This window comes from Novosphingobium sp. Sphag1I, assembly GCF_056279125.1.
Genome location: NZ_JBWBQS010000006.1, coordinates 198888 through 219914 on the forward strand (window position 1 = coordinate 198888; position 21027 = coordinate 219914).

Sequence of the window (21027 nt, forward strand, 5' to 3'; positions counted from 1 at the left end):
ATGATGCGAGGGGCGCTTTGGTGCAAGGATGGACCAGAAAGGCTTAGTGGCCCTTCTTGCCCGCCCAGACGGTGCGATAAGCCATATAGGCCAGCACGGTGGCAAAGATCAGGAACCCGATCACCGGCCATCCGGTCTGGTTACGCTTTTCCAGCTTGGGTTCGGCGGTCCAAACGAGGAAAGCCGAAACGTCGGTGGCCATCTGGTCCACGGTGGCCTTGGTGCCGTCCTTATAGGCAACCTGACCCTCGGCAACCAGCGGCTGCGGCATGGCGATGTTCAGATTGGCAAAGTAAGGGTTCCAGAAGAGCCCGTCCGGCGTCTTGGCGTCGGGGAACTTCTTGAGCACTTCGGCCGGCTGTTCGCCATATCCGGTCAGCAGCGAATAGATATAGGCCGCCCCGCCATGACGCGCCTTGGCGATCAGCGACAGGTCGGGCGGGCTGCCCGCGCCGCCATAGACGACCGGCGGGAAGTGGTCCTTGGGCATGCCCGGATGCATTTTCACTTCGCCGGTGTTCTTGTTATATTCGGGGATCTGCGCCTTGGCGGCAATCGCCTTCACCTCGGCTTCGTTATAGCCGATTTCGGCCAGATCGCGGTACGAGACATGCTTCAAGGCATGGCAGGTCGCGCAAACTTCCGAATAGACCTGAAAACCGCGCTGAAGCTGTTGCCGGTCGAACTTGCCAAACGGCCCGTCGGACGACAGCGCCAGATGCTTGGGGTGTTCATGGAACGTCGCTTCGACCGTCTTGGCGGGCGGTTCGCTGATATAGGCCACGGTGCCCTTGCCCGCCGACCACAACAGCGCCAGCGAGAAGAAGGCCCCAACGAGTATGGAGAAGATACGGATCATGATGGTTCTCTATCCTCGCTCTCTTATTCGGCCGGGTTGAGGGCGGCTGCTTCATCCTTGCCCAGCACGGCTTCGGTGATCGAGAAAGGCAGCGGCAGCGGCTTTTCCGTCATCGAAACGAGCGGGAGAATGATGAAGAAGTGGGCGAAGTAATAGAGCGCCGCGATCTGGCTGATGATGACATAGGGTTCTTCGGCGGGCGAACCGCCGCAATAACCCAGCACCGCCACGTCAACCACCAGCACCCAAAAGAACTTCTTGAACGTCGGGCGGAAATGGCCCGAACGTACCGGCGACTTGTCCAGCCAGGGCAGCAGGAACCACACCAGGATCGCGCTGAACATGGCGAGCACGCCCATCAGCTTGGCCGGGATAAACAGGAAGTCCTGGGTAAAGGCGCGCAGGATCGCATAGAAGGGCCAGAAGTACCATTCAGGCACGATGTGCGCGGGCGTCTGCATCGGGTTGGCGGGGATATAATTGTCCGGATGGCCCAGCGAATTGGGCGCAAAGAACACCACCGCACAGTAGAAGATCAGGAACACGCCCAGACCGAAACCGTCCTTGGCCGTGTAATAGGGGTGGAAGGGAACCGTGTCCGATTCCTGCTTCACTTCAACGCCGGTCGGGTTGGTCGAACCGGGAATATGCAGCGCCCAGATGTGCAGGATCACCACGCCCAGAATGACGAACGGCAGCAGGAAGTGCAGCGAGAAGAAGCGGTTGAGCGCCGCCTGATCGGGCGCAAACCCGCCCAGCAGCCAGGTGTGGATCGGATCGCCCACCAGCGGAATCGCGCTGAACAGACCCGTGATCACCTGCGCGCCCCAATAGGACATCTGACCCCAGGGCAGCACATAGCCCATGAAAGCCGTCGCCATCATCAACAGGAAAATGACCACGCCCAAAAGCCAGATCATCTCGCGCGGGGCTTTATACGACCCATAGAAAAAGCCGCGGAAAATATGGAAATAGACCACGACAAAAAACGCCGACGCGCCATTGGCGTGGGCATAACGCAGCATCCAGCCCCAGTTCACATCACGCATGATATGTTCGGTCGAATCAAACGCCACGCCCGTATTGGCCGCATAATGCATGGCCAGAACCACGCCCGTCACAATCTGGATCACCAGACAGAAACCGGCCAGAACGCCAAAATTATACATGTAATTCAGGTTGCGCGGCACCGGATAACCGGCCCCGATCGCATTATAGACGAAACGCGGCAAAGGCAGCTTTTCGTCCAGCCACACCATCGCCGGGTGGCTCGGCTTATATTCATTGGCCCATGGAAAGCTCATGGCGTTTTCCTCACCCGATCTTCACGACAGTGTCGGAGCTGAACTCATAAGGCGGCACCTCGAGATTCTTCGGGGCCGGACCCTTGCGGATGCGCGCGGCAGTGTCATAGACCGAGCCATGGCAGGGGCAGAAATAGCCCCCGAACTCGCCCTTTACCTCACCCTCGCCCGCGCCCAGCGGCACACAGCCCAGATGGGTGCAGACGCCCATGGTGATGAGCCATTCTTCCTTGCCCTTCTTGGTGCGGTCCTCAAGGCTTTGCGGATCGCGCAAGCTTGCCACGTCCACCTTTTTCGCCTCGGCGATTTCGACCGGCGTCAACCGGCGCACGAACACCGGCTGTTTGCGGAACACGGCCTTGATGGCCTGTCCCGGCTGGATCGCGCTGATGTCGATCTCGGTCGAGCTTTCGGCCAGAACGTCGGCCGAGGGGTTCATCTGGCTGACCAGAGGCACCAGAACGCTGGCTGCGCCAACGCCTGCTGCACCGGTCGCCGCCACATAGATGAAGTCCCGCCGACGCACCCCCTGCGCCGTATCATTGGGACTGTCAGCAACAGAAGTTTCTGTCATGTTTGACCCTTGCCTTGCACCAATGGTCCATGCGGGCCGCAGGACCGAAAAAACGAATGAACATCATCGCGATCACGGCAAAACCGTGACTTACGGTATCGTCAGGAATCTTCTCCCCCGCGATCCGTCTGAATTGCCCCATACGGTCACCGGCTTTTTTGGTTTTGATAAACATCAAAACCAGCCCTGCCAATGGCCTTTTTCTTTGGCCTTTTATCTCAAGCCAGCCCGATCAGCGCGATTTGGCGGCCATAATCGGCCTCGCGTGCATGGGTGGCGCGTCGAAAGGAATAGAATCGGTCCGGCGCGCCGTAGGTGTCCAAACCCAGCGGCGCGATGGGACCAATCGCGTATTTGGCCAGCCGATCAGCCACATAGGCTTCCAGATCGAACTGATAATGCCCTGCACGCCCGGCGGCAAAGAAGCGCTCATGGGCCGCATTCTGGTCAAGGAAACGGGTGCGGAACCCCTCGTCCACCTCATAGGATATTTGCGCAATACAAGGGCCGATTGCCGCGGCAATTTTTTCGCGCCGCGCGCCAAGGCCCACCATCGCATCAACCGTAGCCTCGCAAATACCCGTAAATGCGCCCTTCCATCCGGCATGGGCGGCGCCCACAACGCCCGCTTCTGCGTCGGCAAACAGCACCGGCGCGCAATCCGCCGTCAACACGCCCAGCACGATTCCCGCCCGGTTGCTGACCAGCGCGTCGGCATGGGGGCGGGCATCATCGGCCCATTCCTGCGCCTCGACACAAAAGGCGGAATGGATCTGATAACATGTGGCCAGCCGCGCTCCGGGCAGGACGGCATGGGCCGCGCGGCGACGATTTTCGGCCACGGCCGCCGGATCATCCGCGCTGCCAAGGCCGACATTCAGCCCCGCCACCGCGCCCACCGACACGCCCCCGCGCCGCCCCAGAAACCCGTGCGGCACAGCGCCCAGCACATCGGCGCGGATAACCTCGACCTCAGCCAAGGCTCTTGCTCACCTGTTCGAACACATCCTTGGACAATCCGGGCGTGGCCAGAATACGGTCAAGCTGTTCCCGCATCATTGCGCCCCGGCCCGGCTCCACCCGGCGCCAACGGCCCAGTGAAGGCACGAAACGCGCCGCCGTCTGGGCATTGATCGGGTCCAGCGTCAGGATCAGATCACCGATCAACCGATAACCTTCGCCCCCCGCATCATGGAACCCCGCCGGATTGACCGCCAGCGCCATATAAAGCGCCCGCGCGCGGTTGGGGTTGCTGATCGTGAAATCGGGGTGCTGGGCCAAAGCCTTCACATGGGCCAGCACGTCGCGGTGCAGCGATCCAGCCTGAAGCGAGAACCACTTGTCGATGACCAGCGCATTGCCTTCATGCCGCTTGTGGAAATCCGCCAGCTTTTCCTCGCGCAGCGGGCTGTCCAATCCGCACAGCACCATCAAGGCGCCCTGACGGTCGGTCATATTGTCGGCGGCGTCATATTGCGCGGCGGCACGCTCTGCCGCCCCTGCCCCTTGCGCGGCGGCCAGATAGACCAGCGCCTGCGTCTTGACCTTGCGCGCGCCCTTGGCCGCCGCGTCGAGGCCGAATGGCACCTTGCTGGCCCGGTCATGCAGCGCGGCAAAGGCCTCGCCCAGTTCCGCGCCCAGCCATGCCTTCAACCCTTCCCGCTCGCCATGCAGCAGGCCGGGGTCCACCACCGGCAATTGTTCGGCCAGATAGGCATAGGGAGGCAGGATCAGCAATTCGCCCCGCATCAGATCGTCAATCGCCGGATCATTCAGGATCGCCAGCATCGCCCCGCCAATCGCCTTGCGTTCGGCGGCGCGGCGCGCATCGTCCAATTCGCCCGATGCGGCGGCCACCAGATGGCGCACCATCAGGCTCTGCATCGCCTCATAGCGGGCAAAGGGATCGTCATCATGCGCGGCAAGGAACACCAGATCATCAAGGCTGGTGTCCGCCTCAATCGTAACGGGCGCAGAAAAGCCGCGATTGATCGACAGCACGGGACGCGTGGGCCAGCCGGTGAAGCGATGCTCCTCCTTTCCGGCGGTCATCACAATCAGTTCCTCGCCGCGATGCGCGCCCGTTTCGGAATCGAACAGGGCAAGGCGCAGCGGGATGGGCACCGGCAGCTTTTCAGGCTGTCCCGGCGTGGGCGGCACCTGCTGGGTCAGGGACAGCACAGCCGTATCGCCCTCATGGGTCAGACGGACGGTGACGCGCGGCGTCCCGGCCTGCGCATACCACAGGCGGAATTGCGTCAGATCCAGCCCTGCGCCTTCCTCGATCGCGCGGATGAAATCCTCACACGTCGCCGCCTCGCCATCGTGGCGGGTGAAATAGAGGTCGGTGCCTGCACGGAACCGTTCGGGTCCTGCCATAACCCGCATCATGCGGATCACCTCGGCGCCCTTGTTATAGACGGTCGCGGTGTAGAAATTGCTGATTTCCTGATAGGAATCGGGACGGATCGGATGGGCCAACGGGCCGCTGTCCTCCGGATACTGGGCGCTGCGCAGGATGCGCACGTCCTCGATCCGCTTGACCGGCTCGGACCCCATATCCGCGCTGAACATCTGATCGCGCAGGACGGTGAAACCTTCCTTGAGCGAAAGCTGGAACCAGTCGCGACAGGTGATCCGGTTGCCCGACCAGTTGTGGAAATATTCATGGCCAATGACGCCCTCAACCGCATCATAATCGCCATCCGTCGCCGTTTCCTGATCGGCCAGAACATAGCGGGTGTTGAAAACATTCAGCCCCTTGTTCTCCATCGCGCCCATGTTGAAATCGGACACGGCGACAATGTTGAACAGATCAAGGTCATAGGCGCGGCCAAAGGCCTCCTCGTCCCATTTCATCGAATTAATCAGGCTGCGCATCGCGTGACCGGTGCGGGTTTCGTCCCCGGCGCGCGTATAGATGTTGAGCGTGACGCGCCGCCTCTCCATCGTGGTAAAATGATCGGTCGTCGCCACCAGATCGCCCGCCACCAAGGCAAACAGATAGGACGGCTTGGGCCAGGGATCGTGCCATTCGGCCCAATGCGTGCCGTCACCATTGTCGCCCGACGCCACCGGATTGCCATTGCACAACAGGATCGGGAAAGCCTCGCGGCTCCCCTCCATCCGCACGCGATATTCGCTCAACACATCGGGGCGGTCGGGGTGAAAGGCGATGCGGCGAAACCCTTCGGCCTCGCATTGGGTGCATAGCATGCCGCCCGATGCGTAAAGGCCCATGAGTTGGCTGTTGGCCGCCGGATGGATCGCGGTTTCCACCACGATCTCATGGGCGTCATCGGCCAATTCGATCAACAGATCGCTGCCCTCCATCACCCAGTCATTGCGGACCACATCGTCCACCTGAACCAGCAAAGGCGTCAGCCCGTCCCCTTTCAGACGGATCACCTGATCGCCGCCTGCCGCCGGATTGCGCCGCACGCTCAATTGCGCGCGCACCCGCGTTTCCTCGAGTCCGAGGCGGAATTCCATCTCAACCTGCGGCACCAGCCATTCGGGCGGGCGATAATCTTCGCGGCGGATCACAATCGGGGCGGCGGCAACAGGGGCGGCTGTTGTGTTCATGGCATCCATCATCCCTCCTTAATAGGCCAAGCCTTTCCGAAAGCCAGTATTTCCGAATGCGGGACTTTACGCTTATGCTCTGTTTTATGAAACGGATGCTGATCTTCGGCCTAGGCTATACCGCCGGCACCATGGCCCAAAATTTGACCGCGCAAGGGTGGCATGTCGACGCGACGGGCCGCGCGGGCAATCTGGACTTTGCGGACGAGGATGCGGTGCGCGCCGCCATCGCCCGCGCCGACGCCATCCTGTCCAGCGTACCGCCAGCCGATGAGATGGACCCCGTCCTGACGCGCTACGGCGATGCATTGGGCGGGGCGGCATGGCTAGGGTATTTGTCCTCCACCGGGGTCTATGGCGATTGCGGCGGGGCATGGGTCGATGAAACCGCGCCCGTAGCCGGACTGGGCGGAACAGGGCGGCGCACCGCGCGTGCTCTGGCCGATGCGGCATGGCTGGATCTGGGCGCGCGGGTGCTGCGCCTGCCGGGGATCTATGGGCCGGGCAGATCGGCCTTTGACCGCCTGCGTTCGGGCCGCGCCCACCGCGTCGACCTGCCCAACCAGATTTTCAGCCGCATCCATGTCGCTGATATCGCCAGCGCCGCGCTTGCCGCGCTGTCCGCCCCGCCCGGCGCGTATAATATCGCCGACGACATCCCCGCCCCCCAAAACGCCGTCATCGAGGAAGCCTGCCGGATCAGCGGCCTCCCCCTGCCCCCGATGCTGGACCAAAGCGATGTGCCCCCCGCATCCCGCGCCTTCTATGCCGAAAACCGAAGGGTGGCCAATGGCAAGGCCCGGCGCGTGTTGGGGTGGAGGCCGATGTTTTCGGATTATCGCGCAGGTTTGCGGGCGATTTGGGATCAGGGGCAGAGGTGATTTCCTTGGCCTCCGGCGGGAGTTTCAGGGTGCCTCCGGCGGGCAAAGGGCGGGGCCCTTTGCAATCCCGTTAATGTCGATGTTGTGGTCGCCTAGAGACGATGTATTGGAAGGCAATGCTGCGAGGGACAGATAAACCGCTTCGCGGGAAAGGCTGGAAAGTAATATGAGCCATGGTTGAGTTGGCCGGAATATGGCCAAAAATCCGGAAGGTGTTGTATGCCTCCCTTCTGCTGATGACGACAGGATTAGGCCTGTTCATAGCCTATCATGCGCTTCCTATGCCCTATATCGTTCCGATGTCTGATGTTGAAGTCATCGAGCGATGGGCGGCACACGACCGATGTGTTTCGAATCTGTCGGAATGGAGCAGGACATATCGTTTTGCTGGGAGCGCGGGGCAGGCGACGCCTGATTTTGATGAAGTGGTTGTCTGGTACGCCGATCCCAAAGTTCCGTTGCCGGATGGGAAAATTGTTGCGGCCGGAGTGCATCGCCCTTGGCGCAATTCTTTATTTTTCGGACATTCTTTTGTCGATCATCGGCAGCAACGTGTTGCTTCTGGCCTCTATGACAGGCGTTCGAGCAGCATGATTTATTGGAGCTGTGGCTGTAACAGTGGGCGTGCCAGTTGGGAGCGATTGCCGCTGTGCAGGAAAAATTCGGCGGATTAAGGGTTGATTTCGACCTGTCAGAAATAAAGCCGCCGCGTAGCGGCCCTAAGGCCGGCTACCTACCCCCAATCCACAGCGCTGCCTTTACAACGCAACGTCGACAATATCGGGATTGCAAAGGGCTTTCGCCCTTTGCCCGCCGGAGGCATCCCTAAAATCTAATAAAACCCCAAAAAATCAAACCCCATGATACGCCTTATACCACTCGATAAACTTGGGCACGCCCACATCGATGCTGGTGGTCGGCGCGTACCCGTGGTCGCGGGCGATGGCGTCGATGTCGGCAAAGGACTGGCGCACGTCGCCCGGCTGCATGGGCTGGAAGTCGATGATGGCTTTTTTGCCGAGTTGTTCTTCGAGGATTTCGACCACGCGCATCAGGTGTTCGGATTTGTGATTGCCGATGTTGTAGAGGCGGTGAGGCTTGGTGGAGCCGCCCGCCTTGACTTCGCCATCGTCGGGGGCGGGGTTGTCGAGCGATGCGATGACGCCCGCGATGATGTCGTCGATATAGGTGAAGTCGCGGTACATGTCGCCGTTGTTGAAGACGGGGATGGGCTGGCCCGCGGCGATGGCCTTGGTGAAGATCCACATCATCATGTCTGGGCGGCCCCACGGACCGTACACGGTGAAGAAGCGCAGGCCGGTCAGCGGCAGGCGGTAGAGGTGGGCGTAGGTTTCGCTCATCAGCTCATCGGCTTTTTTGGTGGCGGCGTAGAGGCTGATGGGTTGATCGACGCGGTCTTCGACGGCGAAGGGCAGTTTGGTGTTGCCGCCATAGACCGAGGAGGAGGAGGCATAGACCATATTCTCCACGCCGCGATGCCGCCCGATTTCCAGCATGTTCAAATGCCCGGCAAGGTTCGAATGCAGATAGGCGTGGGGGTGGGTGATCGAATAGCGCACGCCCGCCTGTGCGCCCAGATGGACGATGCGTTCAAATTCGAGGCCCGAAAGCGATTCGACCAGCGGTTCATATTGCGAAAAATCCTGCCGCACGAAGGTGAAGCGGTTTCCGCCCATCTCGCGCAGGCGGGCAAGGCGAGCCTCTTTCAGGGTTACGTCATAATAGTCATTGACCATGTCGATGCCGATCACGGAATCGCCGCGCGCCAGCAGTTTGACCGCAAGGCTGTAGCCGATAAAACCCGCCGCGCCCGTCACCAGAACCTTCATTGCCCAAAAACCCTTTGTTGCCGTTTGGCCTCCTCATATCGTGGCAAAGCTAACAAAGGGTTGGGGCGGGCAAGTCCAGCGTATTGACGGGCCATGGCGCCTGCGCAAAGACGCGCCATGCCTTTTATGTCCGACAATGCCGCCCCTGTTCATCCCGCCGTTTGGGCCGCGATGCAGGCCGCCGATGCGCCCCAGCCGCCCTATGATGGCGATGATTTAAGCGCGGCGATGGATGATGCCTTTTCCGCGCTGTTCGCCCGGCCATGCAGCGCGATCTGGGTGGCCAGCGGGACGGCGGCGAACTGCCTTGCCCTGGCCGCGATGGTGCCGCCGCATGGCGCCGCGCTGTGTCATGAGGCGGCGCATATCGAGGTGGATGAATGCGGGGCGCCGGGGTTCTTTACCCATGGGGCCAAACTGGTGCTGGCGGGTGGGGATCATGCCAAACTCTCGCCCGATGCGATCCGGGGGCGGCTGGCCAGCGTGGGCGAAGGGGTTCATCATACGCCCGTCACCGCGATTTCGATAACGCAGGCCAGCGAGGCGGGATGCGTCTATACGCCCGCAGAAGTGGCCGCGATTGGCGCGCTGACGCGGGAAAAGGGGCTGCATTTTCATATGGATGGCGCGCGCTTTGCCAATGCGGTGGCGCATCTGGGCTGTTCGCCCGCGGCGGCCAGTGTGGAGGGCGGGGTCGATGCGCTCTCGTTCGGCTTTGTCAAAAACGGCGGGATGAGCGCGGAGGCGCTGGTCTTTTTCGCCCCCGACATGATTGAGGCGACACGTTTCCGCCGCAAACGCGCCGGGCATCTGCAATCCAAGGGCCGCTATCTGGCCGCGCAAATTCTGGCCATGTTGAAGGGCGACCTGTGGCTGAACAATGCCCGCCATGCCAATGCGGCGGCGGGTGAAATCGCGGCCGCCGCCGCCGATCGCCTGATCCATCCGGTGGAGGCCAATGAGGTTTTCATTGCCCTGAACGGCGCGGAACGCGCGGCCCTGCGCGCCGCCGGTTTTGCCTTTTACGATTGGGACGACACCGCCGCCCGCTTTGTCACCGCATGGAACAGCCCGCAGGACGAAGTGCTGGCGCTGGCCAAAGCCCTGCGCGGTTTATGAGCGGCGCGATCAAGGGCGGCGCTTTGGCCAGTTTCGCCATCGTCAGCCTGATCTGGGGCAGCACATGGCTGGTCATCAAGGACCAGATCGCCTTCAGCCCGCCGGGGTGGACGGTGACGTGGCGCTTTATCATCGCCGCCATCGGCATGGCGGGGCTGGCGGCCTTTCGCGGCGAATCTCTGGCCCTGTCGCGGCGGGCGGTGGGGCTGGCGGCGCTGGTCGGGTTTTTCCAGTTCTGCGCCAATTTCCAATTGGTCTATCGCGCCGAGGATCATGTGCCATCGGGCCTTGTCGCGGTGCTCTATGCGCTGATGATCGTGCCCAATGCCCTGCTGGGGCGCATCGTCCTCAAATCCCCGATCAGCGGACGCTTTCTGGCCGGGTCGGGGGTGGCGATCGTCGGCATCGCCATGCTGATCACCCAGGAATATCGCGAGCATGGATCGGGCGGCAACACGCTGCTGGGCGTGGGGCTATCGCTGGGGGGCATCCTTTGCGCCTCGGTCGCCAATATCCTGCAAAACACCACGCTGGGCCGGGCGCAGCCGGTCGTGCCGCTGGTGGCATGGGCGATGGCGGCGGGCGCGCTGGCCGATGGCGTGACGGCCTATGCCCTGCACGGAGCGCCCGTCCTGCCCCATGATCCGCGCTTCTGGGGCGGAGTGGCCTATCTCGCGCTGGTCGGATCGGTCGCGGCCTTTCCCATCTACTTTGCGCTTATCCGCAACATCGGCGCAGGGCGCGCCGCCTATACCAATGTCATCGTCCCCGTTATCGCCATGACCCTCTCCACCCTGTTCGAGGATTACCGCTGGAGCCTGCTGGCCGCGGCGGGGTCCTTGGTCGCCATGGCCGGGCTGGCCATCGCGATGAGCGGTAGGAAGTAGGGTTTGGTGGGAGGGTTTTTGGGGGGGAAGATTGCCTCCGGCGGGCAAAGGGCGAAAGCCCTTTGCAATCCCGTTACTGTCGGCGTGGCGCGATAGCGGCAGCGTTGTGGGTTGGGGATAGGTGGTGGGTTTGAGGGCCGTTTCGTGGCGGGGGGATGGCGGGAAAGTTAGGGGGAGCGGATCTTGAGCCTATCGACGCTCGCGCCCATCACCGCGACTTCAGCACCATAGGACGGGCTAATCAAGAGCATCACAGCCGCGCCCGTCAGCACCGCCTCTACCTTGTCATTCAGCAACTTTGTATAAGCATCGTGATACTCTTTTGCGGCATCAGGATGCGGTGCCGAGAACAAACGCTCCAACACTTCGCGGGGTGGTACCGTGCCTGTAACCACTTCAAAATAACTAATGATGTTCCCTTCACGGAATTCATCGATCTGAAGTGCTTGAACGTCGTTGACCACAACCCTCCATTTTCCGCCGTCAACATGATCAATGGCGAAAATGGCCCGCCGATCCTCCAGTGATACGCCTGTTAGTAAGGCATCGTGAAAACAGGGATTTTCGGTCATGGCGTTTCGATACATCGAAGGGAGCATGCCCGCTATAGCACCGTGTCCGGAACGTCTCTTTTCTTCCCGCGAAGCGGCTTAACAGCCCTTACCTCCCCCCACCCACAACGCCGATCCCGAAACGAGCCGCCGCCAGTAACGGGATTGCAAAGGGCCCCCGCCCTTTGCCCGCCGGAGGCATCTGCCCTCTTAAAACCCCATCCAAACACCAGAAAGGCCGCGCAAGGCATGACGCCCCACGCGGCCCTGATGGGAAAACGCCTGCGGTAAATCAGGCCAGCGCGAGTTCCTGCGTATCGGCCAAAATGCCGCGATAATGGCGGGCGCGTTCAAGGTGGCGGTCGCGCTTGTCGGGGCGCTTGGCGCAGGCGGCCAGCAGGTAGCAGCGGTCGATACGGCGGATCAGAAAATCGGCGCTCCATGTACGAGCCATTTTACCATCTCCTGTTCTTATATCTCTACTGTTGCGATAGACATAGTCTGCCGCGAATCGGCGCCATGTTTCAACCCCCATGCGCCGGATTGAGGTCAGCTTGCGTTGACCTGAACCAATTCGCAACAATAAAAATCTGTCCTACAGAAAACCAATTCGGTTATTTAACCCCGTATCCGCAACGGTCCTTATGCGCATGGGCCAATGCGGTAATTCGGGCCGGCGCCGTTGGGCCGGGTTCTTGGCGAAAGTGTTAATCAAGCCGTGGACCACGCCACATTGCGCCAACCGGAGGGACGGGCCAAGCTCCGTCATGACAGGCCATGCGAGCCCGCCTGTCATGGCCGCCCGATCCGCCGTCAGGGCCGAATCGGGCTGTGAAGCAAGGCGGCTACCCGATCATTCGCACGCGCACGCGGTCCTTTCGCGCCCGGACACAGGGCGCCCACGGTGTCGGCCCGATCTCTGCACGGCCACCGCCGGTCCTTGGGCCAGCGGGCATTTGTCGTGCCCGCTGAAATGCCCGGATCTTACTTAGCGCTTTCGGCTGCCGAAGCGGCGTCGGATGCCGGTGCATCACCGGCTGGCGCTGCTGCGGCGGGCGCAGCGGGCAGGGGCAGGTTCGAACCTTGTTGGTTCAAATAGACCATGACCGCGGCGCGATCCTCCGCCGATTCCAGACCGGCAAAGGTCATCTTGGTGCCATCGGCAAAGGCGCGCGGATTCTTCAGCCATTCGTTCATATTGCTGAAGTCCCACTTACCCCCCTTGCCCGCAAGGCCAGCTGAGAAAGCGAAACCGCCGCGCCCCTTGCCAATTTCATCGCCAAAGATGGCGTGAATATTCGGCCCGATGCCATTGGCCCCGCCCGGCGTGATCGTGTGGCACGATGCGCATTTGGCGAAAACCTGCGCGCCCTTGGCCGGATCGGCCTTGGCCAGCAGTTCCTCGATCGGAACCTCGGCCGGGCCTTCCTTGGCCCCGGACACGCCTTCGATAGGAAAGCCCATGTTTTCGGGGCGGTTTTCCTTGTCGGCACGGAAATAATGGCCCGAAAGGCTTGATAGTCCCAGCGCAACCACGGCGGAACCCAGTACCCAACCGGCGATGGTATTGAAACGACCGCTCATCAACAATGCCCCGTCCCATATGCTTCCAAAGGAAAAATCCCCGGAAGGCGTTTTGCCCTCTGGTGTAGAGAGCGTGAAACCCAAGCGCAAGGCGGATTTATCGCCACCCGCCAGTATTCATGCCCCACTGTCGATACAATTGCATCCGACAGGGTTAAACAAAGCCCACTGGCGCAACAGGTAAAATCAGCCTAAGCGCGACACCGCTATGCACAGCTATCCTACGCCCGCTCTGATCCAGGTCAAAGAACTGACCGCCCAAGCCGCTGAAAATCCTGCACGCGCCATTGCGTTTCAGGGTGCGCCGGGGTGCAATTCGCACCGCGCGGCACTGGAATATGCGCCGACTTGCGCGGCTTTGCCCTGTTTCAGTTTTGAGGACGCGCTGGACGCGGTGAAGGAAGGGCGTGCCGATCGCGCCATCATCCCCATCGAAAACAGCCAGCATGGCCGCGTGGCCGACATCCATTTCCTGCTGCCCGAAAGCGGCCTGTCGATTGTGGGCGAACATTTCCTGCGTATCGAACATGCACTGATGGCGCTGCCCGGCGCCAAGGGGCCATTCGCGGCCGCCTATTCCCACCCGCAGGCGCTGGGCCAATCGCGCCATTATCTGCGTGAACGCGGCATAGTGCCGCTGGCCTATGCCGACACCGCCGGGGCTGCCGCCTTCATCAAGGAACAGGGCGACCCGGCCGCCGCCGCCATCGCACCCGCGCTGGCCGCCTCGCTCTATGACCTCGACATTATCGAAAACAATGTCGAGGACGCCGCCGACAACACCACGCGCTTTGTCGTGCTGGCCCGCGCCCCGCTGGACCCGGCCTCGATCGAGGGCACGGCAATGACCACGATGATCTTTGAGGTCCGCAACGTCTCGGCGGCATTGTACAAGGCGCTGGGCGGGTTTGCCACCAACGGGGTCAACATGACCAAGCTGGAGTCCTATCAAAAGGGCGCCAGTTTCTCGGCCACGATGTTTTTTGTCGATATCGTGGGCAAACCGGGCGAAGAGCCGGTGGACCGCGCGCTGGAAGAAGTCGCCTTCCACTGCAAGGATCTGCGCCTGTTGGGCAGTTACGCGCAAAGCCGCCCGCGCGGCTGAGCCCAACGCTGCCCGCGCGGCTGAACCCAGCGCCGCCCGCGCGGGTAAAGCACGGACAGCCTTGCGCCAAATTCCGGCGCGTGTAACAACCTGCCCCGCATGGATAATCGGGGCAGGAACCACGTGTGAGCGCATCAGCGGCCAGCCGGTCGGCAGAGGCCCGGCAAGCGTGGAACGCGATCCGGCAATCGCGCGATCTGCAATTCACCCCCCTGCCCGACTGGACGCCACCGCCCACGCCTGACTGGATGATGGCGCTGGCCCGGTTCCTGCGCGATCTGTTTGAGCCGGTGGGGCGGGCGCTGGGCCTGTCATGGCCGGTGGTGGAAAAGATCCTGCTGGTGCTGGCGGCGCTGGGGGTGGCCCTGCTGCTCTGGCAAATCGGGTTGGCGCTGCGGGCGCGGATTGTCGCCATGCGCCGCGCGCCCGCCGCCGCGCCAGAATGGAGCCCGGACGCCGCCACCGCCCGCGCCCTGCTGGAGGAGGCCGACGCTCTTGCCGAAACGGGGCGGTATGATGAGGCGACCCACCTGCTCCTGCTGCGCAGCCTTGAACATATTGCCCAGCAACGCCCCCATGCCATGACCCCGGCCAGCACGGCGCGGGAAATCGGCGCGCTGCCCTTTCTGTCCACCCCCGCCCGCACGACCTTTGGCCAATTGGCCGGATTGGTGGAACAGGCCCGCTATGCCCTGCGCCCGCTGGGGGCCGATGAATGGCGCGATGCGCGGGCCGCCTATGCCGATTTCGCCGCAAGGCCGGTGGCATGACGGCATGAGCAAATCGCAAAACCCCTTCTCCCCCCTTGCCGCGCTGGGCCTAGTGCTGGCGGGCGGCGTGTTGCTGGTGGCGATGCTGTGGATGATCGGCGCGGGGGTTGCGGCGGGCGACATCAATGACGGCGGCGCGCATGGTGGCGGGCGGGGCCTTAACGGCTATGGCGCGCTTTATCGCCTGCTGGAAAAGACCGGCCACCCGACCGATTTCGCCCGTGATGAAAATGGCTTTCGGCAAAAGGGCCTGCTGATCCTGACCCCGCCGCAATATGCCGATGGGGGCGATATTGAACGGATCGTGGCGATGCACCGTGCCTATGGTCCGGTTCTGGTCATCACCCCCAAATGGCTTGCCAGCGGCGCCAGCACCGATCAGCCCGGCGTTCAGCAAGGTTGGGTGCGGATCAAGGATGTGGATGCGCCCCAATGGGAAGGCTTCCTTGACGACGTGGGCGTAACCATCGCCCCGGCCACCCCGCCGATCACGGATCGTCAGGGGGCGACCGCCATCCTGCCCTATCCGGCCAAGGTGATGAGCGGGGGGGGCATGAGCGGGAGCGGGAAAAAGCTGATCCCGCTTGTCTTGGATGCGCAGGCGCGCATTCTGGCGGCGCGCTATGACGATCCCACGGGCAGTGCGCTGACGCTGATTTTTGAACCCGATCTGGCCAATAATGCCGGGCTGTCGCGTTGGGACAATGCCGAAATCACCCTGCGCATGATTGATCAGATGGTCGGGGCGGGCGATCCGCGTGTGACCTTTGACCTCACGCTCAACGGGTTGGGGCGGCAACCCAACTTGCTGACGCTGGCCTTTACCCCGCCCTATCTGGCCGCAACACTGGCTCTGATCCTGGCGGGGGTGGCGGTGTTGTGGCGGGCCTATGCGCGCTTTGGCCCGCCTCTGGTTCCGGTGCGCGACATTGCCTTTGGCAAGCGGGCGCTGGCGGAAAATTCAGGCGGGTTGATCCGGCGGGCGCGGCGGTTTCACTTGCTGCCCGCGCCTTATGCCGATGCGGCGCGGGGGCGGATCGCGGCGGCGCTGGGGCTTGCCCCGCATGGTGATCCGGTGATCATCGATGCCGCCATCGAACGCGCCCTTGCCGCCCGCACACCAGAGCACAGTTTCACGCAAGCCTGCGCCACATTGCGCGCGGCACGGCGCCCGGCCGACATCTTGCGCGCCGCGCGTCAATTGCATGCCATTGAAAGGATTTTGACCAAATGACGACATTGGCATTATCGGCGGGATTATCGGCCATGGCAGACATGGCCCAGACGATCCGAGACCAGATCGCCCAAACGGTCGTGGGTCAGGAACAGGCGGTCGATCATCTTCTGGTCGCGCTGTTTGCCGGGGGTCATGTGTTGATGGAAGGCCCGCCGGGCACGGCCAAGACGCTGCTGGCGCAAAGTTTTGCTGCGACGCTGGGCCTGCAATTCGGGCGGATCCAGTTCACGCCCGATCTGATGCCGGGCGACATTCTTGGCTCGAACCTGTTCAATTTCCAGACCAGCCAGTTCACCCTGACACGCGGGCCGATTTTTTGCGACCTGCTGCTGGCCGATGAAATCAACCGCACCCCGCCCAAGACGCAAGCCGCCCTGCTGGAGGCGATGCAGGAGCGGCGGGTGACGCTGGACGGGGTGGCCCATAGCCTGCCCGAACATTTCATGGTGGTGGCGACGCAAAACCCCATCGAATCGCAAGGCGTCTATCCTTTGCCAGAGGCCCAGCTTGACCGCTTTCTGTTCAAACTGACGATCCCCTATCCCGACGCGCGCGAAGAAGCGCAGATCATCGCCCGCCATGGCGCGCAAAAGACCGCCATTCCCGCCGCCCCCGTCCTGTCGCCCGAACATCTGGCGCAGGCCAGCGCGGCGGTCGCCGGAATCACGCTGGCCCAGCCCTTGGTCGATTATATCGTCCGCCTGATCCGCGCCACGCGCGACAGCGCCGACCTGTCCTGTGGCGCATCGCCGCGCGCGGGCGTGCGGCTGGCCCATGCGGCGCGGGCGCGCGCGGCGCTGTCGGGGCGCGATTATGTGGTGCCCGATGATGTAAAGGCGCTGGCCCCGGCGGTGTTGCGCCATCGCCTGCTGCTCTCCCCCACCGCCGAGATTGAGGGCAAGCAGACCGAAGCCTTGGTGGCCGATATCATCGAACGGACCGAGGCGCCCCGATAGGATGCTGCGCCGGATCGCCCCCGGATTGCAACGCGCAGGCACCCTGCTGCGCCCCGGCCTTGTGCCCAGCCCGCGCTGCGTTCTGGCGCTGGTGTTGCTGGGGCCGGTGGCCTTGGCACTGGCCGCGCTGGTGCCGGCCGCATGGGTGGCGGCGCCTTTGCTGGGGCTTGGCCTGTTGGGGCTGGTGTTGGTCGATGGCGCTTTGGCCGCGCGGTTGGAGGATGTCGCCGTCCACGCCCCCGATCAGGTCGAGATTGGCGAGACTTCGGCCATAACCATCGCCGCTCGCCTTTCAAAACCCGCCGCGATGGAGGCCGCCCTCGCGCTGGACCCGCGCCTTGCGCCGGGGGGGAAACTGACCGCATCGCTGTCCGATGGTCAAGGCGAGGCGCGGTTCGCGCCCGCCCGTCGATGTCATGGCGCGGTCGAAACGCTCTGGCTGCGCTGGACCGGGCCGATGGGGCTGGCGCAAAGGGTGGAGCGGCGTGAGATCGACCGCGCGATCCGCGTGCTGCCCTCGGTGGCGGCATTGCGCGGCGCGACGATGCAGGCCTATTTGCGCGACGCCTCATTGGGCCTGATTGCGCGAAGGCTGCGCGGCGAAGGGCAGATGTTCGAGACGTTGACCGATTATCAGCCCGGCATGGACCGGCGGCGCATCGACTGGAAAGTATCGGCCCGCCACGCCCATCTCTATGCCAAGGAATATGAGGTCGAACGCAACAATCCCATCGTTCTGGCGATGGATTGCGGGGCGGCCATGTGCGAGCCGGTGGCGGGCCTGCCCCGGCTGGACCGGGCGGTGAGCGCAGCGCTGCAAATGGCATGGGTGGCGCTGAAAGGAGGCGACCGCGTTTCGCTCTTTGGCTTTGCCGAAAGGGTGATCGCATCGACGCCCTTTGTCACCGACACACGCGATTTTCACCGCCTGCGCCATGCCGCCGCCGATCTGGACTATCATGCGCGTGAGGCCAATTTCACGCTTGCCCTCTCCACTTTGGCCCAGCAATTGGCGCGGCGCAGCCTGATTGTGGTGTTTTCCGAATTTTCCGACCCTACCAGCGCGGAACTGATGCTGGAATCCATTGGGCGCCTTATCGCGCGGCACAGGGTGCTTTTCGTCTGTCTGCGCGATGAGGAACTTGAAACACTGGCCGGGGCGGAGCCGGCCGATATGGACGCTCTGGGCGGATCGGTCGCGGCCAGCGCCCTGCTGCGCCAGCGCGAATGGGTGATGAAGCGGTTGCGCGCGATGGGCGTCGATGTGGTCGAGGCCGCCCATGACGCCATAGGGCCGCGCCTGCTCGACGCCTATATGGCGATCCGCAGCCGGGGAGGGATCGGATGAAAGACTGGATCACCCGCCTTTGGCGCAAACAGACGCAGGAGGCCACCCAAGCCCCCGCCGCCCTGCGCTCCGACCGTTTCCGTCAGGCCCGTGAGGGCGACTGGCGGCGGCTGGAAAGCATTGTCACGGCGGTCGAGAAAGGGCGATTGCGGCGGCTGTCGGATGATGATCTGCTCGACCTGCCGGTGCTTTATCGCCAATTGGCCAGCAGCCTATCGGTCGCCCGCGAAACCAGCCTTGATGCCGCCGCTCTCGCCTATCTGGAGGCGCTGGCCCAGCGGGCGTGGTTCATCATCTATGGCCCGCGGGACAATTTCGGCGGGTGGTTCAAGGGCTTCATCCTGGGCGGGTGGAGCCGGGCGGTGCGCTCGATCCGCGTCGATATTTTGATCGCGCTGGCGCTGATGGTGGCGGGCGTAGCGGTGGGTTGGATGCTGGTGGCGCATGATCCGCAATTTTATGGCACGTTGGCCGGGGCGGATCCGGTGCGCCACCCCGGCGCCAGCGCGAAGCAATTGCGCGCCACCATGTTCGGCAATCAGGATCAGGACGCGCTGGCCGCCTTTGCCGCCTATCTGTTCGGGCATAATGCGCAGATCGCGATCCTGTGTTTCGCGCTGGGTTTCGCCATCGGATTGCCCAGCGTGCTGCTGCTGATCCAGAACAGCGGGATGTTGGGGGCGATGCTCTGGCTGTTCCATTCGCAAGGGTTGTTGTTCGATTTTTCCGCATGGATCACGGTCCATGGCACGACCGAATTGTTCGCCATCCTTCTGGCCGGGGCCAGCGGCATTCATATCGGGCGGGCCATCGCCTTTCCCGGCGAATTATCCGTCATGGCCAGCACGGCAGCGGCAGGGCGACGTACCGCCCCCGTCATGCTGGGCGTCGTGCTGATGCTGTTGGTGGCCGGCATGCTCGAAGGGTTTGCGCGGCAATTGATCGATGCCTCGCTGCCCCGCATGCTGGTGGGGGGCTTCATGCTGGTGTTCTGGCTGGTCTATTTCTTTGTGTACGGGTCCGGAAATTGGGGGGCACGCCAATGAAACTGCGCCCCGATCAGCGCGAGATCATCACGCCCGAAGGTCTGGCGCTGCGCTTTACCCTTGCGGGCCGGTCGGCGCGGCTGGGGGCTTTGCTGGTCGATCTGATCTGCATGGGCGTCATTCTGCTGCTCGCGATCTTTGCTCTGGTCTATGGCCAGCAAGGGCTGTCTGGGCTGAACATCAAGGTCCATGGCAAGGATGCCAGCCATGCCGCGCAATTCCTCTTCATCCTGTGGACGGGGCTGTTGTTCCTGCTGCGCAATGGCTGGTTTCTGATTTTCGAGCTTGGCCCGCGCGGGGCGACGCCGGGGAAAAGGGCACTGGGTTTGCGGATTGCGGCGCGGGATGGGGCGCGCTTGACGACCGAAATGGTGCTGGCGCGTAATCTGCTGCGCGATATCGAAATCTTCCTGCCCGCGGTCGCGCTCATTTCCGCCATGGGGGGCCAGGCAAGCAGCATGGTCAACTGGGCGGCGGCGGGGTGGTTTCTCCTCTTTGCGCTGATGCCCTTTTTCAACCGCGACCGTTTGCGCGCGGGCGACATGATCGCCGGGACATGGGTGGTCGAGGCCCCCCGCGCCCGTTTGGAACAGGCGATGAGCGCGCACGAATCGCCCATCGAATATGCTTTCGGCCCCGCCGAATTGGGCGTTTACGGCGAGTATGAATTGCAGACCCTCGAAGGCGTCCTGCGTGAAAATCAGGCCCCGGCGATGGAGGCGGTCGCCCGCGCCATCTGCGCCAAGATCGGATGGAGTGCGCCGCAGGGGGATGAAATTCGCCGCTTTCTGGATGCCTATTACACGGCGCTGCGCGCAAGGCTGGAACAGGGCCTGCGCTTTGGCCAGCGCAAGGCCGACAAGCATGATGGACAAAAACCATGACGATTGTTGAAGACGACCTGAGCGGGCCGGAGATTGCGCGCCTGCTCGAATATCATCTGGCGCAAATGCACCGCTGGTCGCCCGCCTGCAAGGTTCACGCCATGCCGATCGAGCGGTTGCGCGCGCCCGATGTGACATTCTATTCGGCATGGGTGGACGGGCAATTGGCCGGATGCGGGGCGATCAAACATCTGGACGATGGGCGCGGCGAATTGAAATCCATGCGCGTCGCCCCCGAATTTCTGGGGCGCGGCATCGGGCGGACGATGCTGCACCATCTGATGGATATAGGCCGCGCGCGGGGATACCGGCAATTGCTGCTGGAAACCGGCAAGCCCGACGCCTTTATCCCGGCGCGGCGGCTTTATGAAAGCGAGGGCTTTGTCGAATGTCCCGCCTTTGCCGATTACACCACCGATGATTACAGCCTTTGCATGGCGCGCGACCTGTAATCATCTCTTCGCATTTGCGGCGCATGGCCAATGCG

22 protein-coding genes are annotated in these 21027 nt (G+C 62.7%); 12 read left to right on the forward strand and 10 right to left on the reverse strand.

Annotated features, from left to right (window positions below):
• Positions 1 to 43 precede the first annotated feature (43 nt).
• From ACZ9HU_RS09205 to pepN, 6 genes are read right to left on the reverse strand one after another with little or no spacing between them, the layout of a single operon-like run.
• Positions 44 to 859, reverse strand: a complete 816-nt coding sequence (locus ACZ9HU_RS09205; protein ID WP_476104405.1) for a cytochrome c1 — start codon at positions 857 to 859, stop codon at positions 44 to 46.
• Between the two features lie 23 nt (positions 860 to 882).
• On the reverse strand, positions 883 to 2163 hold the full coding sequence (locus ACZ9HU_RS09210; protein ID WP_476104406.1) for a cytochrome b: 1281 nt from the start codon (positions 2161 to 2163) through the stop codon (positions 883 to 885).
• Positions 2164 to 2173: 10 nt separating this feature from the next.
• Positions 2174 to 2737 (reverse strand): ubiquinol-cytochrome c reductase iron-sulfur subunit, encoded by a 564-nt coding sequence (petA, locus tag ACZ9HU_RS09215; RefSeq protein ID WP_476104408.1) that lies wholly within the window; start codon positions 2735 to 2737, stop codon positions 2174 to 2176.
• A complete protein-coding gene (locus ACZ9HU_RS09220) occupies positions 2715 to 2912 on the reverse strand; it encodes a hypothetical protein (RefSeq protein WP_476104409.1) in 198 nt (65 codons plus the stop codon). Before ACZ9HU_RS09220 ends, petA begins: the two co-directional genes overlap by 23 nt.
• 43 nt (positions 2913 to 2955) lie before the next feature.
• Complete coding sequence (gene pgeF, locus ACZ9HU_RS09225; RefSeq protein ID WP_476104410.1) at positions 2956 to 3717, reverse strand: peptidoglycan editing factor PgeF; 762 nt, start codon at positions 3715 to 3717, stop codon at positions 2956 to 2958.
• Entirely contained in the window at positions 3710 to 6322 is a 2613-nt protein-coding gene (pepN, locus tag ACZ9HU_RS09230; protein WP_476104412.1) for an aminopeptidase N, read from the reverse strand. The genes pgeF and pepN overlap by 8 nt, the downstream gene beginning before the upstream one ends.
• A gap of 86 nt (positions 6323 to 6408) precedes the next feature.
• Here pepN and ACZ9HU_RS09235 point away from each other — a divergent pair, with 86 nt between their 5' ends.
• The gene (locus ACZ9HU_RS09235) at positions 6409 to 7203 is read left to right on the forward strand and encodes a Rossmann-fold NAD(P)-binding domain-containing protein (protein ID WP_476104413.1); all 795 of its coding nucleotides are present in this window, start codon (positions 6409 to 6411) and stop codon (positions 7201 to 7203) included.
• A 173-nt stretch (positions 7204 to 7376) separates the two neighbouring features.
• On the forward strand, positions 7377 to 7877 hold the full coding sequence (locus ACZ9HU_RS09240; protein ID WP_476104414.1) for a hypothetical protein: 501 nt from the start codon (positions 7377 to 7379) through the stop codon (positions 7875 to 7877).
• A 177-nt stretch (positions 7878 to 8054) separates the two neighbouring features.
• Here ACZ9HU_RS09240 and ACZ9HU_RS09245 read toward each other — a convergent pair whose 3' ends face one another.
• Complete coding sequence (locus tag ACZ9HU_RS09245) at positions 8055 to 9053, reverse strand: GDP-mannose 4,6-dehydratase (protein ID WP_476104415.1); 999 nt, start codon at positions 9051 to 9053, stop codon at positions 8055 to 8057.
• A 117-nt stretch (positions 9054 to 9170) separates the two neighbouring features.
• Between ACZ9HU_RS09245 and ACZ9HU_RS09250 the strand changes: the two genes are divergently transcribed.
• Positions 9171 to 10172: a threonine aldolase family protein gene (locus tag ACZ9HU_RS09250; protein ID WP_476104416.1), complete on the forward strand. Its 1002-nt coding sequence runs from the start codon at positions 9171 to 9173 to the stop codon at positions 10170 to 10172.
• The gene (locus ACZ9HU_RS09255) at positions 10169 to 11059 is read left to right on the forward strand and encodes a DMT family transporter (RefSeq protein ID WP_476104418.1); all 891 of its coding nucleotides are present in this window, start codon (positions 10169 to 10171) and stop codon (positions 11057 to 11059) included. The genes ACZ9HU_RS09250 and ACZ9HU_RS09255 overlap by 4 nt, the downstream gene beginning before the upstream one ends.
• Before the next feature lie 167 nt (positions 11060 to 11226).
• On the opposite strand, the gene ACZ9HU_RS09260 is transcribed toward ACZ9HU_RS09255, so the two are convergent.
• The 3 genes from ACZ9HU_RS09260 to ACZ9HU_RS09270 form a co-directional block, all read right to left on the reverse strand.
• The gene (locus ACZ9HU_RS09260) at positions 11227 to 11631 is read right to left on the reverse strand and encodes a hypothetical protein (protein WP_476104420.1); all 405 of its coding nucleotides are present in this window, start codon (positions 11629 to 11631) and stop codon (positions 11227 to 11229) included.
• Positions 11632 to 11902: 271 nt separating this feature from the next.
• Positions 11903 to 12064, reverse strand: a complete 162-nt coding sequence (locus tag ACZ9HU_RS09265) for a hypothetical protein (protein ID WP_476104421.1) — start codon at positions 12062 to 12064, stop codon at positions 11903 to 11905.
• Positions 12065 to 12594: 530 nt separating this feature from the next.
• Positions 12595 to 13194 (reverse strand): c-type cytochrome, encoded by a 600-nt coding sequence (locus ACZ9HU_RS09270; RefSeq protein ID WP_476104423.1) that lies wholly within the window; start codon positions 13192 to 13194, stop codon positions 12595 to 12597.
• 208 nt (positions 13195 to 13402) lie between these two features.
• On the opposite strand from ACZ9HU_RS09270, the gene ACZ9HU_RS09275 reads away from it, so the two are divergent.
• The 8 genes from ACZ9HU_RS09275 to ACZ9HU_RS09310 all read left to right on the forward strand — a co-directional run bounded on the left by ACZ9HU_RS09275 (position 13403) and on the right by ACZ9HU_RS09310 (position 20992).
• Positions 13403 to 14299, forward strand: coding sequence for a prephenate dehydratase (locus ACZ9HU_RS09275; protein WP_476104424.1), 897 nt, complete (start codon positions 13403 to 13405; stop codon positions 14297 to 14299).
• Positions 14300 to 14424: 125 nt separating this feature from the next.
• Positions 14425 to 15069: a DUF4129 domain-containing protein gene (locus tag ACZ9HU_RS09280; RefSeq protein ID WP_476104426.1), complete on the forward strand. Its 645-nt coding sequence runs from the start codon at positions 14425 to 14427 to the stop codon at positions 15067 to 15069.
• A gap of 4 nt (positions 15070 to 15073) precedes the next feature.
• Positions 15074 to 16303 carry a DUF4350 domain-containing protein gene (locus ACZ9HU_RS09285; protein ID WP_476104427.1) on the forward strand — a complete coding sequence of 410 codons (1230 nt, stop codon included), beginning with the start codon at positions 15074 to 15076 and terminating at the stop codon, positions 16301 to 16303.
• Between the two features lie 41 nt (positions 16304 to 16344).
• A complete protein-coding gene (locus ACZ9HU_RS09290) occupies positions 16345 to 17262 on the forward strand; it encodes an AAA family ATPase (RefSeq protein ID WP_476104429.1) in 918 nt (305 codons plus the stop codon).
• A 1-nt stretch (position 17263) separates the two neighbouring features.
• Positions 17264 to 18610: a DUF58 domain-containing protein gene (locus tag ACZ9HU_RS09295; RefSeq protein WP_476104430.1), complete on the forward strand. Its 1347-nt coding sequence runs from the start codon at positions 17264 to 17266 to the stop codon at positions 18608 to 18610.
• Positions 18607 to 19656, forward strand: coding sequence for a stage II sporulation protein M (locus ACZ9HU_RS09300; protein ID WP_476104431.1), 1050 nt, complete (start codon positions 18607 to 18609; stop codon positions 19654 to 19656). Before ACZ9HU_RS09295 ends, ACZ9HU_RS09300 begins: the two co-directional genes overlap by 4 nt.
• Positions 19653 to 20540: an RDD family protein gene (locus ACZ9HU_RS09305; protein WP_476104433.1), complete on the forward strand. Its 888-nt coding sequence runs from the start codon at positions 19653 to 19655 to the stop codon at positions 20538 to 20540. The genes ACZ9HU_RS09300 and ACZ9HU_RS09305 overlap by 4 nt, the downstream gene beginning before the upstream one ends.
• Positions 20537 to 20992 carry a GNAT family N-acetyltransferase gene (locus tag ACZ9HU_RS09310; protein WP_476104434.1) on the forward strand — a complete coding sequence of 152 codons (456 nt, stop codon included), beginning with the start codon at positions 20537 to 20539 and terminating at the stop codon, positions 20990 to 20992. The genes ACZ9HU_RS09305 and ACZ9HU_RS09310 overlap by 4 nt, the downstream gene beginning before the upstream one ends.
• Positions 20993 to 21027: the final 35 nt, after the last annotated feature.